A 15,965-nucleotide genomic window follows, 5' to 3' on the forward strand; every position below is an offset into this window, starting at 1 on the left:
CAACATGGCAAACATTCTGGTAGTCGACGATGAGCTGGGCATACGTGACCTGCTTTCGGAAATCCTCAACGACGAAGGGCATCAGGTCGAACTCGCGGAAAACGCGGCGCAGGCCCGCGCCGCCCGTGTCCGGTCGAGGCCCGACCTGGTACTGCTCGACATCTGGATGCCCGATACAGACGGCGTCACCCTGCTCAAGGAATGGTCGTCGAGCGGGCTTCTGACCATGCCGGTGATCATGATGAGCGGCCACGCGACCATAGACACCGCGGTCGAGGCCACCAAGATCGGGGCAATGGCCTTCCTTGAAAAGCCGATCACGCTGCAGAAACTGCTCAAGGCGGTCGAACAAGGCTTGGTCAAATCAGCGGGCCGCAAACCCTTGGCTGCTCCAGCCGCGCTTTTGCATGCCGTGGACATGACGGTGGAGGCCGCGATGACCGGTCAGGTCATGCCGGTTGCGGTGGACCTGGGCCCCCAAGCCACGCAAAGCTTTCTGCTGGAAAAGCCATTGCGCGACGCGCGTGACGAGTTCGAAAAAGCCTATTTTGAATTTCACCTCGCCAAGGAGGGCGGCTCCATGACCCGTGTGGCGGAAAAGACGGGCCTGGAGCGAACCCACCTGTACCGCAAGCTCAAGCAATTGGGTGTGGACCTGACACGGGGCAAGCGCGCCGCCTGATATATAATCTTAGGCTTGGCCCGGTAGCTCAGTCGGTAGAGCAGAGGATTGAAAATCCTTGTGTCGGTGGTTCGATTCCGCCCCAGGCCACCAGATCGCAAGCCCTTGATTCTTAACGGACTCAAGGGCTTTTTCAATTCTGGAGCGTCGCTAACCCCTTGGTTTGGTACACCAAGCAGGTACACAGTGACAACTTCGGTTCGTAGAATCGGCGCCTCTTTTCCAAAGCACCGCCGCTCCTTGACGGCCCAGCTTTTTAAGTCCCCGATTGGCACCGGCATTTACCAGTTACGCCGCAAGAAGCCACCTGAGCTTGGGAACGCTCCGGGTCATGGGTACAAACGCTCCCTGAAGACCTGCGATCCCGCCGAAGCCGAGGCGCGGCTTTGTTCAGGAACTCTAGTAATGCGCTCTCCCCAAGGTCCCCAAGGCTAGGCGGTAGCGGCCCATTCGACGCGCTTCGTGTGCGCACCCGGTTCGGAGACCTCAGGTGTATAGCGAATGTGCAAGGAGCGCTGGTGGGGATTGAGAATTGCATGCAACGCGTAAGCGGCGCCGCCGACCGCGGTGGCGAAGTCCGAGTACCGGGTCAGCCTTACTTTGGGAGCCTGAAGGCCTGCGCGCTCGGCATAGCGAGCGAGGACTTGCGACGCGGCGTCCACCAGGATTTCGCCGCCCAGCGTCACCGTTTCGCCGCCGAGCACGATCGCCTGGGGGTTGAACGTCGTCCAGGCGTTTTGCAACAGAACGCCCAGAAACTCGCCAGCGCGCGCGAAAGCAGCCCGTGCGACCGGGTCGCGTGCTGACATGCGTGCTCGAAGGGCCGCGTGGTTGATCGCGCCGTGTTGCAGACAGTCGGCCGCAGCCGCGATGCTCCTGAGGCCCAGATAGGCCTCCGCGCACCCCAGGCGCCCGCAAGAGCAGGGCGCGCCATCAATCACCAGCGTTGTATGTCCGATTTCACCAGCCGAGCCGGTGGCGCCGGTGAAGAGGGCGCGGTTGAGGATGATGCCCGCACCAACCCCGACACCGCAGCTGACGTACACCAGGGGGTCGGCGACGGGGCCTTCACTGAACTCGGTTTCGCTGACAGCGGCCATGTCCGCCTCGTTGTGATAGTAGACCGGCACGTTGGCAAAACCCGAGCGGCCCAGTTCGGCGCCAAGCCGCTTGCCCACGTCGACGTTGCGCCAGCCGATGTTGGGAGCGAACTCCAGCATGCCCGAGCGCTTGTCGACGAGCCCGTGCAACCCGACGCCGATGCCCAATAGCTGTGCGCCCTCACGCGTCATGCGAGCGGAAAGGGCGCTCACCATTTCCACAAGCTGATGGCAGGCCGGATCGGGTTCCCGGGACCGCAGCGCCGCCTGGCTCGATTCGAGGATGTCGCCCTTGATCGACGTGGCGACCACGCGGATCGCGTCGGGCCCGAGCTCGGCGCCCAGGAGGATCAGGCGGGACCCATCCAGATTAAGGGGTGTGGGCCTTCGTCCAGGGCCGCCTGTGGCGCAAGCATCTTCTTCGCTCAGCCATCCTTCATCGATGAGTTCCTTGATGCGGGCACTGACCGTGGAGCGAGTCAGACCACTGCGCTCGGCCAGTTCGGCGCGAGACATCCCGGTCTGCTCCCGCAGCAGGCGCAGCAAGATCATGCGATTGATGGCTTTGAGATAGCTCTGGTCTCCGGTCATGGACGTGTTTGGCATCGGAAACGTGTGCGCGGCAGTTTTGCCGCAATAGTTTGACTGGTAAACAATTGTGAGTGCTCTCTTCCCGCCTCACAAGTGAATTTCTTTTGGCTCCATTGGGATGACCGTGCACGGGGGTAATCCCTGATGTTGGGACCGGTGGCCAATGGCACATTTGGTTCGACCAGACAACTAATGGAGGCGCATATGAAGATCAGCAAGCTATTGTTATCGGTTGCCCTCGCGATTGCCGCAGGAATGGCAGGTGTCGCAGCCATGGCTGCAGACGTCAACGTTCGCCTCATGCACGTAGATCAGAACCCCGAAATTCGGGCGTTTTACAACGACCTGGCACAGCGCTTCGAATCCACCCACCCCGGGGTCAAGGTAGAAATCCAGTACCTCGAAAACGAGTCGTACAAGAAGAAGCTCACCACCCTGCTCCAATCGCCAGATCGCCCGAACATCCTGTACAGCTGGGGAGGGGGCGTGATGCGAGAGCAGGTCAAGGCCGGCGTGCTCGAAGACATCAGCGCGCCGATGAATGCCGGAGGCTGGAAGGATCGCTTCCTGCCCGCCGGTGTGCAGGCGTACACGCTGGACAACAAAATCTACGGCGTGCCGTTCCAGCTGTCGCAAGTCGGTTTTTTTTACAACAAGGACCTGTTTGCCAAGGCCGGCGTCGACGCCCAGGGCATCAAGACCTGGGACGACTTGCTGGGGGCCGTCAAGAAGTTCCAGGCCGCGGGCATCACGCCCATCATCGCTGGCGGGGGCGACAAATGGCCGCTCCATTTCTATTGGTCGCATCTGGCCATCCGTATCGGCGGCAAGCCGGCATTCGACGCCGCGATCCGTGGTGAAGGCAAGGGCTTCGCCGGCGAGACCTTCGTGCGCGCGGGCGAGTTGTTCAAGCAACTCGCGGACCTCAAGCCTTTCCAGCCCGGCTTCCTGGGAACGACGTTCCCGCAATCGTCGGGCCAGTTCGGCGACGGCAAGGGTGCCATGGTGTTGATGCTCAACGGAATGCTGGGCTCCATGAAGGCCAACGCCGCCGACAAGATCGGGGTTCCGGACGAGAAACTGGGCTGGATGCCTTTCCCCACCGTCGCGGGCGGCAAGGGCGACCCGACCGACACGCTAGGCGGGCTCAATGGCTGGATCGTGACCAAGGGCTCACCCAAGGAAGCCGTGGAATTCCTGCGCTTCTTCTCGGAAGCGCAGAACCAGCGCATCGCCGCGGAGAAGGGCTTGTACCTGCCGGCTATCAAGGGCACGAACGACGCCATCAAGCGCCCTGTGCTGCGCTTGCTGGTCGAGAACGTCGGCAACGCGAAATACCACCAGGTCTATTACGACCAGATGCTGGGTGCGTCCGTCGGTGCCGTGGTGAATGACGTTTCCGCGGACCTTGCCGCGGGCCGCACCAAGCCCGCCGACGCGGCCGCCGCCGTGCAGCAGGCGTGGAAACTGGCCAATTGATGGGTCGCTGGGCCCGGTTCCGCGGGCCCAGCTCCAGGTTGGGCGCGAGCGCGGCCGTCGCGCTGCTGTTCCTGCCACCGGCGCTATTGTTGTTCACCGTCTTCGTCGCGCTGCCGATGGGCGAGGCGGCCTGGTACAGCTTCTTCAGCTGGAACGGGTACGGGACGCCAACGCAGTTCGTCGGGTGGCGCAATTTCAAGCTGTTGTTCGAGACGCCGGCGTTCCACACCGCGCTGAAAAACAACCTCTTGGTCATCCTGGTTTCGCTGGCCGTGCAGTTGCCCCTGGCCCTGGCGATGGCCCTGCTCCTGGCCGAACGGCTGCGCGGCACCACGAGCTTCCGCCTGATCTTCTTCCTGCCCTACATCCTGGCGGAGATCGCGGCCGGGCTCATCTGGCGCTTTGTCTACGACGGTGAGTACGGATTTCTGGCCAAGATCTGGCAGGCTTTCGGCGCGTTACCGCCTTATGTGCTGGCGGAGCCCGACCTGGCCATGTATGCCATCCTGGTCGTGGTCGTGTGGAAATATTTCGGCTTTCACATGATCCTGTACATCGCCGGCCTGCAGCAGATCAACCCCAGCCTGTATGAGGCGGCGCGCATCGACGGGGCAAAAAGCTGGCAAATCTTCCGGCGCATCACATTACCGCTCCTGGGATCAACCATTCGCCTGTCGGTCTTCTTCGCCATCATCGGCTCCATCCAGCTGTTCGACATCATCATGCCGCTGACCAAGGGCGGGCCGTCCGACAGCACGCAGACGATGGTCACATTCCTCTACAGCTACGGTGTGACGCGCATGCAGATCGGCTTCGGCAGCGCGGTGGGCGTGGTGTTGTTCCTCATCTGCGTGGTGTTCGCGTTCGGCTACAAACGAACCTTGATGCGCGATGACTGATGATGCATCACCACGCGTCGCCGCCGGCGGGATGCCGGTCATGCTGCGCTATGCGGTCTTGCTCCTCGTGGCTGGCATCGTGCTGGTTCCCCTGGTCGCGACTGCCCTGGGTGGCTTCAAATCATTGGGTTATCTGCGCGTCGATCCGTTCGGGCTGCCGCGCGAGTGGGAGTGGCGCAACTACTGGGACATTCTTTCGGGGGTTCGCTACTGGCGCCTGATGCTGAACTCGGTGATCATCGCCGTGCTCACAGTCGTGCTCACGGTCGGCGTTTCGGCAATGGCCGCCTTTGCTTTCGTACACGTGCGGTTCTTCGGCGCCACGTTCCTCTTCAACTACCTGTTGCTGGGCCTGATGTTTCCTGCCGCCACGGCCATCCTGCCCCTGTTCATCAAGATTCGGGACCTCGGCCTGCTGGACACCTACTGGGGCGTGGTGCTGCCGCAGGTGGCATTCGGGGTGGCGACCAGCGTGCTTCTCTTTCGCAACTACTTCAAACAACTGCCAGCGGAGCTTTTTGAGGCTGCGCTGATCGACGGCTGCGGCTATTTCAAATTCTTCTGGTACATCGTGCTGCCGCTGTCGCGGCCTATCCTTGCCACTGTCTCGGTCATTGTGTTCGTGCACAGCTGGAACGCCTATTTGCTGCCGTTGGTGGTCTTCAACCGTGAATCCAACTATCCCTGGCCGCTGGGAATCATGGCCTACCAGGGGGAGTACTCGACCGAATGGAACCTGGTGCTGGCGTTCATCACCCTGACGATCCTGCCGGCGGTGATCATGTTCTTCGCCGCTCAAAAACACATCGTTGCAGGATTGACCGCGGGCTCGGTCAAGGGATGACGCCGACACGATACAAAGGAGAAGCGCATTGGCATCCGTCAACATTCGAGGCGTAGAAAAGAACTTCGGGACCGAGCGCATCATTCGCGGTGTCGATGTGACGATCGCGGACGGTGAATTCGTGATCCTGGTGGGTCCGTCGGGCTGCGGAAAATCGACCTTGCTTCGCATGATCGCCGGGCTGGAGGACATCACCGCTGGCGAAATAAGTATTGGCGACAGAGTCGTGAACCACTTGCCGCCTTCCGATCGCGACGTCGCCATGGTGTTCCAGAACTACGCACTGTACCCGCACATGACGGTAGCGCAGAACATGTCGTTCTCGCTCGAGATGAATGGCGCGAGCAAGGCAGAGATCGAGCAGAGAGTGCAGCGCGCGGCGCAAATCCTGGGCCTCGTTCCGTTGCTCGGACGCTTGCCCAAGGAGTTGTCGGGCGGCCAGCGCCAGCGTGTGGCGATGGGCCGTGCGATTGTGCGCGACCCGAAGGTCTTTCTCTTCGACGAGCCGCTCTCCAATCTCGATGCCAAACTGCGGGTTCAGATGCGCACGGAGATCAAGGCGTTACACCAGCGCCTGCGCACCACCATGATCTATGTGACGCACGACCAGGTGGAAGCCATGACCATGGCTGACCGTATCGTCGTACTGCACGATGGCGTGGTCGAGCAGATCGGCGCGCCATTGGATCTGTACGACCGACCTGCAAATCTGTTCGTTGCCGGCTTCATTGGCAGCCCGGCGATGAACGTCTTGAAGGGCACGCTGGGGGCCGACGGCTTTCACGCGGAAGGCGGGCTGGTGCTGCCAGTGGTACAGCCGGCCTCGATGCCGACGGGCACTGCACTCTACGGTGTGCGCCCCGAGCACTTCAGGCTGTCCGACACGGGTGTGACCGCGCTGGTGAAGATCGTCGAACCCACCGGATCGGAAACGCAGGTGGTCGCAGAACTCGGCGGGCAAGCCATCACGGTCCTCTTCAGGGAGCGCATTGAGGCGCGCCCGGGCGAGATCTTGCACATCGCGCCGCTGGCCGAACGTGTCCATCTCTTTGACGCGGCGAGTGGCCTGCGCTTATCTTGAATCGTTGCATATGTCTACACCTACCTTGATCCAGAACCCGATCCTCAAAGGCTTCAACCCCGATCCGTCCATCCTTCGCGTGGGCGACGATTACTACATCGCGACTTCCACCTTCGAGTGGTTCCCAGGCGTGCAGATCCATCATTCGCGCGACCTGGTGCATTGGAAGTTGATCGCCCGCCCATTGACGCGGCCCAGCCAGCTCAACATGCTCGGCGACCCCGACTCGTGCGGCATCTGGGCGCCCTGTCTTTCGTACGCCGACGGACTTTTCTACCTGATCTACACGGACGTCAAACGCTATGGCCAGACCTCGAACGCGGGCGCGGCCGGCGGTGCATCGCTGCGTGACTTTCACAACTTCCTGGTCATCTCGGCCTCGATCGATGGCGAATGGTCCGATCCCGTCTATCTCAATAGCAGCGGCTTCGATCCTTCGCTGTTCCATGACGACGACGGGCGCAAGTACCTGGTCAACCAGTTGTGGGATCACCGGCCCGGCAAAAACCGCTTTGCTGGCATCGTGCTGCAAGAGTATTCCGCCGCCGGGCGCGAGCTGGTCGGCGAGCGCGTCAACATTTTCACGGGCACGCCGATCGGGTTCACCGAGGGGCCGCACCTGTACAAGCGCAAAGGCTACTACTACTTGATCACCGCCGAAGGGGGAACGGGCTGGGGCCACGCGGTCACGATGGCGCGTTCGCGCGACCTGCGCGGCCCCTACGAACCTCATCCCGACATGTACATCCTCAGCTCGCGCGATCGGCCGGATGCACCTTTGCAGCGGGCGGGCCACGCCGACCTGGTGGAAACGCAAGACGGACAGACGTACATCGCCTACCTGTGCGGCCGTCCCTTGCCCAATCGCGGAACCTGCATTCTGGGACGCGAAACTGCGATCCAACCGATGGTGTGGGGCGCTGACGACTGGTTGAGAACCGACTGCGCGCCAGGCCTGACCCAGTTGCAGGCGCGGGCCCCCGGACTGCCGGCCCATCCGTTCGGAAGCGTTCCCGAGCGAGAGGACTTCGACAAGTCCGATCTGCCCATCGACTTCCAGTGGCTTCGCTCGCCTTGGCCGCAGGAGCTGTTCAGCCTGACGGCGCGGCCAGGGTACCTGCGACTGTTCGGTCGCGAAACGGCGGGCAGCTTCTTCAAGCAATCGTTGGTCGCCAGGCGCCAGCAGGCGCACTGCTACAGCGCCAGGACCCGCGTCGAATTCGAGCCCCGCCACTTCCAGCAACAGGCTGGGCTGATCTGCTACTACAACAGCACCAAGTTCCACTACCTTTACCTGTCTCACGACGAGGTACTTGGCAAGCATGTGCGGGTGATGTCGAGCCTGCCCAACCAGATGTCGGCCGATGCGTTCTCGGCCCCGATCGCGGTCCAACCCGGGATGCCCGTGGAATTGCGGGCCGAGGTGGACCTGGAGCGGCTGTATTTCGCCTATCGGGTCGAAGGCGGTGCGTGGACTTGGATTCCCGTCCAATTCGACGCCAGCATTCTCTCGGACGAAGCCAGCGCACCGGGGCGTCCAAACTTTACGGGTGCTTTTGTGGGAATGGCATGCCAGGACATGTCAGGCAGCGGGCTGGCCGCCGACTTCGACTATTTCGAATACCAGGAACGATCGTATCGGGCTGATCCCTACGCAGACTAGATAGAGCAAGCGATCATGCTCAAGGCGGCATCGGCATCGTCGGCTGCGGCAACCTCAGCGAAGGACGCTTGCGTCAGACGCCGGTGCAGGAAGGAACCTGTTCGCTTTCGATCGCGGCGATGGTGTCGACCTTATTCAAATTAGTCAGCAGCGATTGGGGACACGATCTCCATTGGGAAAGATGTCCAGTTCCGCCCTTGCTTTGGCGGGAAACGGTGTCGAGCTTTGGCACGGCCGGCTGATCTTGGCATACCTCTTCAATTGCTGCGATGCAGAAAGAAATTTCACAACTCATGTTCAGCAATTTCGCAAACTTCTGAGACGACACACCGGCTAGCATCGTTTTTTTTGGTGATTGCGATGCAGATTCTCCGGGATTCCCCTTGAATGGCATCGCTAACTGAATAGACAGTAGATAGGCGAGCGTCAACGCGCGATGCCGCCTTTCATGCGCGCGCCACCCACAGTTTCCGGGCAATCAACGAGGGACTTGATGACTGAGCAAACCCGCTATCCGAGTCTAGACGGCAGGAGCGTTCTTATTTCCGGTGGCGCGACGGGGATCGGCGCGACCCTGGTGGAGTATTTCGCCTTGCAGGGCGCCAAAGTGGGGTTTGTTGATATCGACACGGACGGTGCCTCGGCTTTGCAAGCCAGGCTTGAACATGAGGGTGTACGGGGCGTCCACTTCGAGGAGTGCGATGTCACGGATACTCCTCGGTTTCGGAACGCAGTTGGCGCGCTTCGCCAGCGGATAGGCCCGATCCAGGTGTTGGTGAACAACGCGGCGAACGACCAGCGCCATCTCATTGAAGAAACAACGCCCGAGTCATGGGACAGCGGCGTGGCAGTGAATCTAAAGCACTACTTTTTTGCCGCACAGGAAGTGCTCAAAGACATGAAGGCGCTGGGGGGAGGCTCGATCATCAACCTCGGCTCGGTGAGCTGGATGCTCAAGACGGGTGGGATGCCTGTGTACACAACCTGCAAGTCCGCGGTTCAAGGACTTACCAGAAGTCTTGCGCGTGACCTCGGTCCTTTTCGCATTCGCGTCAACACGATTGTGCCGGGTTGGGTCATGACCGAAAAGCAGATTCGGCTATGGGTGACACCGCAAGGCAAGATCGAACTCGCCAAGGGGCAGTGCCTGCCAGGCGAACTCGCGCCTGAGCACATTGCGCGCGCCGCGCTTTTTCTCGCCTCTGACGACAGCAGCATGATCACCGCGCAGGACCTGGTCGTCGACGGTGGCTGGACATGACCCACGATCCAGGTCTTTCAACCGCTTCCGATCTCATCCTGGTGACGGGCGCAACCGGCAAAGTCGGGCGGCCGTTCATTGACCGTCTGTTAAGCGATGTGCGCTACGACAGGTTCCGGGTTCGCGCGTTGTGCCACAACCGGAAGCTGCCACCGCATCCCCGAATTGAATCCGTATACGGCTCCATCCAGCATCGCGCCGATGTTAGCCGCGCGATGGAGGGTGCGACGCATGTTCTTCATCTTGCGACCAGCAAGGAGACGCCGGACGACGTGATGGACGTGGCGGTCAAGGGGATGTTCTGGCTGCTGGAGGAATGCCGCACAAGCAGGACATTCCGCCAATTCCTGCTCGTGGGCGGAGACGCCGCAGTGGGCCACTTCTACTATCCGCGCAGCGCGCCTGTCGTCGAGAGCCAGCCGCATAGCGCCTATCCAGGGTGTTATGCGCTGTCCAAGGTGCTGGAGGAAGTGATGTTGCAGCAATACCAGATCCAGTACGGACTCAACAGCTGTTGCCTGCGTGCGCCCTGGATCATGGAGAAGGATGACTTTCGCTACACCCTGACCTTCGGCGCCGATGTCTTCGGCGGGCCGCGCTGGCGTGAGCTGGTGGGGGAATCCAAAGCGCGCGAATACGTGGCGTCTGCGGCCGTTCCGGTCATGCTGGACGCGGAGGGCGGGCCGGTGAAACGCAATTTTGTGCACGTGGACGACCTGGTGGAGGCGCTTTTGCTGGCGCTCGATGCGCCGCAAGTCCGGCACCAGCTGATGAACGTCTGCATGGATGAGCCCATTGACTACGGAGCCCTGGGAGACTACCTGGCGCGCACGCGCGGCGTGCCGCTGGTTCCTCTGCGGACGCCCTACCACTCGACATGGCTGGACAACAGCAAAGCGAAGTTCCTTCTGGGCTGGCGTCCGCGATACGACATGGCGCGGCTTGTGGAGGCCGCATGGGCTTACCTGCGCCCCGCCGATGAGCCCCGCGTGGTCTGGTACCCCGGATAGGAAAGCTGCTACGCCCGCTGCAGCACCGGGCGAAGCTGAAAAATGAGTGCTGGCTCGCTTCGACGAAATCAACTTCAGGAGACATGACATGAAATCCCTTCAACGACGCACATTCGCGGCAGTTCTGGCCAGCGCCAGCCTCATGCTGGCATGGAGCCCGTTCGCCCATGCCCAGGCCGCAGGCAAGAAACTGGTGATCGGCTTTGCGCAGACCGGCGCCGAGAGCGAATGGCGCACGGCGAATACGGAGTCCGTCAAGGCCGCCGCGAGCGCGGCCGGTTATGAGCTCAAGTTCTCCGACGCGCAGCAGAAGCAGGAAAACCAGATCAAGGCGATCCGCTCTTTCATCGCCCAGAAGGTGGACGTCATCATCCTCGCGCCGCTGGTCACCACGGGCTGGGATACCGTGCTCAGGGAGGCCAAGGCCGCCAAAATTCCCGTCATTCTGGAAAGCCGCAGTGTGGTGGTGAAAGACCCCTCCACCTGGACCACCTTCGTGGGTTCGGACTTCGTCGAGGAAGGCCGGCGCGCTGCGCAGTGGTTGCTTGGTCACACCAAGAACACTACCGGCGACGTGAACATCGTCGAATTGCAGGGCACCGTGGGGTCCGATCCGGCCATCGAACGGAAGAAGGGCTTCGAGGAAGTGCTCAAAGCCAACCCGCGCTACAAGATCATCCGCTCGCAGACCGCCGATTTCACCCGCGCCAAGGGCAAGGAAGTCATGGAGGCTTTCCTGAAAGCCGAGGGCAAGAAGATCAACGTGCTGTACGCGCACAACGACGACATGGCCATCGGCGCGATTCAGGCCATCGAGGAAGCGGGCCTGAAGCCGGCCAAGGATGTCCTCGTCATCGGCGTGGATGCGGTCAAAGGCGCCTTCGAGGCGATGATCGCAGGCAAGATGAATGTCAGCGTGGAGTGCAACCCCCTGCTTGGTCCCCAGCTGATGGAGGCGGCAGCCAAAGCCGCCTCGGGGCAAACGCTGCCACGCTGGATCAAGTCGATCGAGGGCGTGTTCCCGGCCGAAGTGGCAGCCAAGGAATTCCCGAACCGCAAGTACTAGCGATACGGGTTTTGACAGTTGTAGGACCGAAGAAGCGATTGGCCCGGAAGTCGCAGTTCACTACGATCAACCGCGCGGTTTCGCAATCGCGCCAGTGCCGCCAGGCCGGCACCCACAACCAGGAGACAGCAATGCACACGAGACGAGACATTCTTGCAGCAAGCGCCGGCGCAGCACTGGCAGGTATCGCCGGACCCACGGTGGCGCAGACTTATGAGCCCGCCTGCTTCAAGCCTTTTTCCTCCAGTACGAAGACCATCCAGTACCCGGCCAGGAAAGGCCCCTACCGCATCGCGCTGGCCAACGGCTACGCGGGAAACAGCTGGCGCATCCAGATGATCAAGTCGCTCAAGGCCTACGCGGCGACGCCCGAGATGAAGCCCCACATCAAGGAGCTGAAGGTGGTCTCCACCGGCACCGACGTCGCCGCGCAGCTGGGCGCCGTCGACAACTTCATCAATGCGGGCTTCGACACCATCCTCACCATCGCAGTGTCGCCTACGTCGTTCAAGCCGGTGATCAAACGTGCGAAGGACGCGGGTGTGGTCCTGATCCCTTTCGACAACGTGCTGGACACCGACGAAGTCATTCAGGTTAACGAAGACCAGCTCGAGATGGGCCGCCTCATGGGCCGGTGGCTGGAGAAGAACGGGGTCACCAGCGGCAAGGTGCTCGAGATCCGCGGCCTTCCGGGGAACTCGGTCGACCGCGACCGGCACCTGGGCTTTCGCGAGATCATGGAAAAGCACAAGGGTGTACAGATCGTCGAGGTTGTCGGCAACTGGGACGACGGCACCTCCCAGAAGGTGGCGGCGGATGCGATCGCCGTGCACGGCCGGTTCAACGGTATCTACACCCAGGCCGGGTCCAATGGCACGGTCCGGGCACTCATCGAAGCCAAACATCCTTTCGTGCCTATCGGCGCCGAGGGGGAGAACGGCTTTCGCAAGATGGTCCATGCGCATCACAAAGACGGGCTCAAGGGTGCGTCGGCCGCGCAGTCGCCGGGGCTGGTGGCCGTGGCGTTGAAGGCGGCCATCGCCGCGCTGCAGGGGCAGAAGCTGCCCCAATACATCTCGGTGCCCATTCCCTACGTGGAATACCAGCAGATGGAGCCGGGAAAGAACTTCTACCCCGAGCTCCCGGACACGTTCTATGTGGCCAATGAGTTCCCGCCGTGCAACATCAACATCACGGCGCCGGACATCATGAAGCAAAGCGAAGGAAATACCTGAAGGAACGCGCCGTGCCCCAGACCTTGCTGCAGCTCGAGGGAATCTCCAAGCGCTACGGAGGCGTGTGCGCGCTGGACGGCGCGGACTTCACCTGCCGTGCTGGCGAAATCCACGCGGTGCTGGGGGAAAACGGCGCGGGCAAGTCCACCCTGATCAAGACCATCGCCGGCGTGGTGCAACCCGACGCCGGCCGTATTCTGATGGATGGCGTCGAAGTGCATCTGGCTGCGCCGAACATGGCCCGCGACCACGGGATTGCCTGCGTGTTCCAGGAATTGTCCTTGGTGCCGGACCTCTCGGTGGCAGAGAACATCTTCCTGGCGCGGCCGCCGCGCCGGCGCGGGTTGATCGACGCCAAGGCCCAGCAGGAGCAAGCCCTCGCCTTGCTGGACATGCTGGGATGCGGCGACATCCATCCCAAGGAGCGCGTGCGGGACCTGCCCCTTTCCAGGCGCCAGCTGATCGAGATCGCCAAAGCGCTGAGCCTTCAGCCGCGATTGCTGATCCTGGATGAGGCGACCTCCGCCTTGAGCGGCGAGGACGTGGAGCGTCTCTACAAGCTTTTGTTCCAGCTGCGGGAGCGCGGCGTGGGCTGCTTGTTCATTTCACACCGCATGCACGAAGTCAAGGCGCTGGCCGACACCTGCTCGGTGTTTCGCAGCGGCCGGCGCGTGGATACTTTCCCGAACGGAAGCCGCTCCGATCCGGAGGTGGTGCAACTGATGATAGGCCGCGACGTCGCCAAGTCCTATCCGCCGAAAACCGGTCCCGCGCCCTGGGCCGTGCCCGCCATCAGCGTGCAAGGCCTGAGCTGGCCGCCCGAACTGCACGACATCTCGCTGGAGATCAAGGCCGGCGAAATTGTCGGGTTGGGCGGGCTGGACGGCCAGGGACAAAGGGAACTGCTGCTGGCCCTGTTCGGTGTGCTCAAGGGCGTCCAGGGCAAGGTGCAGGTATTCGGCGAGCCGCGTGAACTGGCGCCGCACCGGTGCCGGGATCCTGAGCTGGGCATCGCGCTGATCCCCGAAGATCGCAAGACCGAGGGGCTGGTCCTGCCCGTGAGCATCCGGGAGAACATGAGCCTTGCCAACCTGCCGGCGCTCGGGCGCCTGGGCATCCTCAGCGCGGCGGCGGAGCGCTCCGCCGTGGCGCGGATGGTGGAGCAGCTGCATATCAAGATCGGCTCCACGCAAGACGCGGTGCAGACCTTGTCGGGCGGGAATCAGCAGAAGGTGGTGATCGCCAAATGGCTCATGACCCAGCCGCGCGTGCTGCTGCTCAACGACCCGACCCGCGGCATCGACGTGGCCACCAAGCAGGAGCTGTATGCGCTGCTGCGCCGGCTTGCGGCCGAAGGCGTGGCCGTGCTCCTGTATTCCACCGACTACGAGGAACTGGTCGGCCTAGCCGACCGCGTGTTCATCATGTATGAGGGCCGGATCGCCCGTACGCTGGATGGCGATGACATCAGCGAACACGCTATCGTGGCCTCCTCGCTCAATGTTTCCTCCGGCGGCCGGGAGGCCGCCATGGCATGACCCGGCGCAGCGAATGGGCCATGGCATTGCAGCGCAACGGCGGGCCGCTCGCCGCCTTGGCGGTGTTCGTCCTGATGTTCGCGCTGTTCCTGCTGGAGCACCCGCGCTCGATTTCCGTGGCCATCGTGACCACCGCCTCCAACAAGGCGGTGCTGCTGGCTATCGTGGCGATGGCGCAGACTTTGCCTGTCATCACCAGGGGACTGGATCTTTCCGTCGGCATGGTGATGGTGATGACCGGCTGCCTCGCCTCCATCGTGGTGAACGGGGCGCCGTGGCAGGTGGCATTGGGCGTCGTGCTGGTGCTGGCCTGCGGCGCGGCGGCAGGTGCCATCAATGGTGCCATCGTGGTGTTCGGGCGTCTTCAGCCCATCATCGTCACGCTCGCCACCGGTGCGGTGTACTTCGGCTTTGCGCTGTTGCTGCGGCCCGCGCCGGGCGGCGAGGTCAGCGAGGGGCTGGCGGATGCCCTGACCGGCCGGCTGTTCGGTGTGATCCCCGCGACCCTGGTCCTGCTGGCCGCGCTGGTCGTGCTGGGGTGGATGCCTTTCAGGCGTACTGTCATAGGGCGCGCATGTTATGCCGTCGGCTCATCGGAGCAGGCCGCTTATCTCTCCGGCGTGCCGTCCGAGGGCGCCAAATTCCTCGCCTACACCATCGCCGGGCTGCTGTCGGGTGTCGCCGGGCTGCTGCTGTCGCTGATCGCGCTGTCGGGTGAGGCCAGCGGCCCGCAGGCCGGGCTCTACACCCTCAATTCCATCGCGGCGGTCGTGATAGGTGGCACATCGCTGTATGGCGGCACCGGCGGGATGGTCGGCTCCATCCTCGGCGCCTTCGTGCTGCGAACCATCGGTGATTTGCTGTTCGTCTTCAACGCACCGGCGCTTTGGCAGCCGCTGTTCGAGGGCCTGATCCTGCTGGGCGCCGTGTGCATTGGCGCGGCACGGGTGCTGCGCGTCAGAAACCGCCTGGAGCTGTTCTGATGAGTGCCAGTGAACTGATCGCCGCCCAACCTTCGTCCGGGCCCGAGAGGCGGCCCGCGCGGTGGCTGCTGCTGAATCCGCCCGCCGTGGTTGGGCTGTGCTGCCTGGTGCTGCTGCTGGCCGGCAGTGCCGTGAACAGCAACTTCCTGATGCCCGCCTACCTGTTGCAGCAACTGCAGATCGCCGCTTTCCTCGGGCTTGCCGCGGCGGGGCTGATGGCCGTCATCCTGCTGGGCCATATCGACCTGTCCGTGCCATGGACCATCACCACCGGTGCCATGATGGCCGCCGCCGCGGGAGCGGCCTTCGGGCCCGGATGGGCCATTCCGGCCGGCCTGTTCTGCGGTGCCCTGATCGGGCTGGTGAACGGCTTGGGCGTGGCATTCCTGCGGATCCCGTCGATGATCTTCACGCTCGGCGCCAATGCGGTGCTGCAAGGCCTGATGGTGCTGTACACGGGCGGCCATGCGCCCCAGGACGCGGCCACCCCGCTGATGCGCGACCTGGCCGTGGGCAGGACCGCGGGCCTGCCC

General features: G+C 62.6%; 15 protein-coding genes and 1 tRNA gene. 14 read left to right on the plus strand and 2 right to left on the minus strand.

All coding sequences use genetic code 11. The features are described from left to right. Positions 1 to 4 precede the first annotated feature (4 nt). Both WA904_RS03465 and WA904_RS03470 read left to right on the plus strand, forming a co-directional pair. On the plus strand, positions 5 to 682 hold the full coding sequence (locus tag WA904_RS03465; RefSeq protein ID WP_425195730.1) for a response regulator: 678 nt from the start codon (positions 5 to 7) through the stop codon (positions 680 to 682). Between the two features lie 17 nt (positions 683 to 699). Next, a tRNA-Phe gene (locus WA904_RS03470) sits at positions 700 to 775 on the plus strand. 338 nt (positions 776 to 1,113) lie between these two features. Here the strand turns inward: WA904_RS03470 and WA904_RS03475 are convergent. After that, entirely contained in the window at positions 1,114 to 2,373 is a 1,260-nt protein-coding gene (locus WA904_RS03475; protein ID WP_425195731.1) for an ROK family protein, read from the minus strand. 204 nt (positions 2,374 to 2,577) lie between these two features. Here WA904_RS03475 and WA904_RS03480 point away from each other — a divergent pair, with 204 nt between their 5' ends. The 5 genes from WA904_RS03480 to WA904_RS03500 are packed head-to-tail and all read left to right on the plus strand — an operon-like array spanning position 2,578 to position 8,339. Beyond that, a complete protein-coding gene (locus tag WA904_RS03480; RefSeq protein ID WP_425195732.1) occupies positions 2,578 to 3,852 on the plus strand; it encodes an ABC transporter substrate-binding protein in 1,275 nt (424 codons plus the stop codon). After that, a complete protein-coding gene (locus WA904_RS03485) occupies positions 3,852 to 4,751 on the plus strand; it encodes a carbohydrate ABC transporter permease (protein ID WP_425195733.1) in 900 nt (299 codons plus the stop codon). Before WA904_RS03480 ends, WA904_RS03485 begins: the two co-directional genes overlap by 1 nt. Continuing rightward, positions 4,744 to 5,595: a carbohydrate ABC transporter permease gene (locus tag WA904_RS03490; protein ID WP_425195734.1), complete on the plus strand. Its 852-nt coding sequence runs from the start codon at positions 4,744 to 4,746 to the stop codon at positions 5,593 to 5,595. The genes WA904_RS03485 and WA904_RS03490 overlap by 8 nt, the downstream gene beginning before the upstream one ends. A gap of 28 nt (positions 5,596 to 5,623) precedes the next feature. Beyond that, a complete protein-coding gene (locus tag WA904_RS03495) occupies positions 5,624 to 6,676 on the plus strand; it encodes an ABC transporter ATP-binding protein (RefSeq protein WP_425195735.1) in 1,053 nt (350 codons plus the stop codon). A 10-nt stretch (positions 6,677 to 6,686) separates the two neighbouring features. Next, positions 6,687 to 8,339, plus strand: coding sequence for a glycoside hydrolase family 43 protein (locus tag WA904_RS03500; RefSeq protein ID WP_425195736.1), 1,653 nt, complete (start codon positions 6,687 to 6,689; stop codon positions 8,337 to 8,339). Positions 8,340 to 8,412: 73 nt separating this feature from the next. Here the strand turns inward: WA904_RS03500 and WA904_RS03505 are convergent, their stop codons facing one another. Next, complete coding sequence (locus tag WA904_RS03505; protein WP_425195737.1) at positions 8,413 to 8,769, minus strand: hypothetical protein; 357 nt, start codon at positions 8,767 to 8,769, stop codon at positions 8,413 to 8,415. A gap of 63 nt (positions 8,770 to 8,832) precedes the next feature. Between WA904_RS03505 and WA904_RS03510 the strand changes: the two genes are divergently transcribed. The 7 genes from WA904_RS03510 to WA904_RS03540 all read left to right on the plus strand — a co-directional run. Beyond that, positions 8,833 to 9,600 carry an SDR family NAD(P)-dependent oxidoreductase gene (locus tag WA904_RS03510; RefSeq protein WP_425195738.1) on the plus strand — a complete coding sequence of 256 codons (768 nt, stop codon included), beginning with the start codon at positions 8,833 to 8,835 and terminating at the stop codon, positions 9,598 to 9,600. Beyond that, complete coding sequence (locus WA904_RS03515) at positions 9,597 to 10,610, plus strand: NAD-dependent epimerase/dehydratase family protein (protein WP_425195739.1); 1,014 nt, start codon at positions 9,597 to 9,599, stop codon at positions 10,608 to 10,610. Before WA904_RS03510 ends, WA904_RS03515 begins: the two co-directional genes overlap by 4 nt. Positions 10,611 to 10,698: 88 nt before the next feature. Further along, positions 10,699 to 11,676, plus strand: coding sequence for an ABC transporter substrate-binding protein (locus WA904_RS03520; RefSeq protein WP_425195740.1), 978 nt, complete (start codon positions 10,699 to 10,701; stop codon positions 11,674 to 11,676). 131 nt (positions 11,677 to 11,807) lie between these two features. Then, a complete protein-coding gene (locus WA904_RS03525; protein ID WP_425195741.1) occupies positions 11,808 to 12,911 on the plus strand; it encodes a sugar ABC transporter substrate-binding protein in 1,104 nt (367 codons plus the stop codon). An 11-nt stretch (positions 12,912 to 12,922) separates the two neighbouring features. Further along, on the plus strand, positions 12,923 to 14,449 hold the full coding sequence (locus tag WA904_RS03530; RefSeq protein WP_425195742.1) for a sugar ABC transporter ATP-binding protein: 1,527 nt from the start codon (positions 12,923 to 12,925) through the stop codon (positions 14,447 to 14,449). Then, the gene (locus tag WA904_RS03535; RefSeq protein ID WP_425195743.1) at positions 14,446 to 15,432 is read left to right on the plus strand and encodes an ABC transporter permease; all 987 of its coding nucleotides are present in this window, start codon (positions 14,446 to 14,448) and stop codon (positions 15,430 to 15,432) included. The genes WA904_RS03530 and WA904_RS03535 overlap by 4 nt, the downstream gene beginning before the upstream one ends. After that, a partial coding sequence (locus WA904_RS03540) for an ABC transporter permease subunit (RefSeq protein ID WP_425195744.1) occupies positions 15,432 to 15,965 on the plus strand: 534 nt, incomplete at its 3' end. The genes WA904_RS03535 and WA904_RS03540, both read left to right, overlap by 1 nt.

It is taken from the genome of Polaromonas sp., assembly GCF_049790275.1.
Taxonomy (GTDB): Bacteria; Pseudomonadota; Gammaproteobacteria; order Burkholderiales; family Burkholderiaceae_C; genus Polaromonas.

Excerpts from the sequence above, each read along its gene's own strand:
- WA904_RS03465 (WP_425195730.1), top strand. The coding sequence starts at position 5 with ATGGCAAACATTCTGGTAGTCGACGATGAGCTGGGCATACGTGACCTG.
- WA904_RS03475 (WP_425195731.1), bottom strand. The coding sequence starts at position 2,373 with ATGACCGGAGACCAGAGCTATCTCAAAGCCATCAATCGCATGATCTTG.
- WA904_RS03480 (WP_425195732.1), top strand. The coding sequence starts at position 2,578 with ATGAAGATCAGCAAGCTATTGTTATCGGTTGCCCTCGCGATTGCCGCA.
- WA904_RS03485 (WP_425195733.1), top strand. The coding sequence starts at position 3,852 with ATGGGTCGCTGGGCCCGGTTCCGCGGGCCCAGCTCCAGGTTGGGCGCG.
- WA904_RS03490 (WP_425195734.1), top strand. The coding sequence starts at position 4,744 with ATGACTGATGATGCATCACCACGCGTCGCCGCCGGCGGGATGCCGGTC.
- WA904_RS03500 (WP_425195736.1), top strand. The coding sequence starts at position 6,687 with ATGTCTACACCTACCTTGATCCAGAACCCGATCCTCAAAGGCTTCAAC.
- WA904_RS03510 (WP_425195738.1), top strand. The coding sequence starts at position 8,833 with ATGACTGAGCAAACCCGCTATCCGAGTCTAGACGGCAGGAGCGTTCTT.
- WA904_RS03515 (WP_425195739.1), top strand. The coding sequence starts at position 9,597 with ATGACCCACGATCCAGGTCTTTCAACCGCTTCCGATCTCATCCTGGTG.
- WA904_RS03520 (WP_425195740.1), top strand. The coding sequence starts at position 10,699 with ATGAAATCCCTTCAACGACGCACATTCGCGGCAGTTCTGGCCAGCGCC.
- WA904_RS03525 (WP_425195741.1), top strand. The coding sequence starts at position 11,808 with ATGCACACGAGACGAGACATTCTTGCAGCAAGCGCCGGCGCAGCACTG.
- WA904_RS03535 (WP_425195743.1), top strand. The coding sequence starts at position 14,446 with ATGACCCGGCGCAGCGAATGGGCCATGGCATTGCAGCGCAACGGCGGG.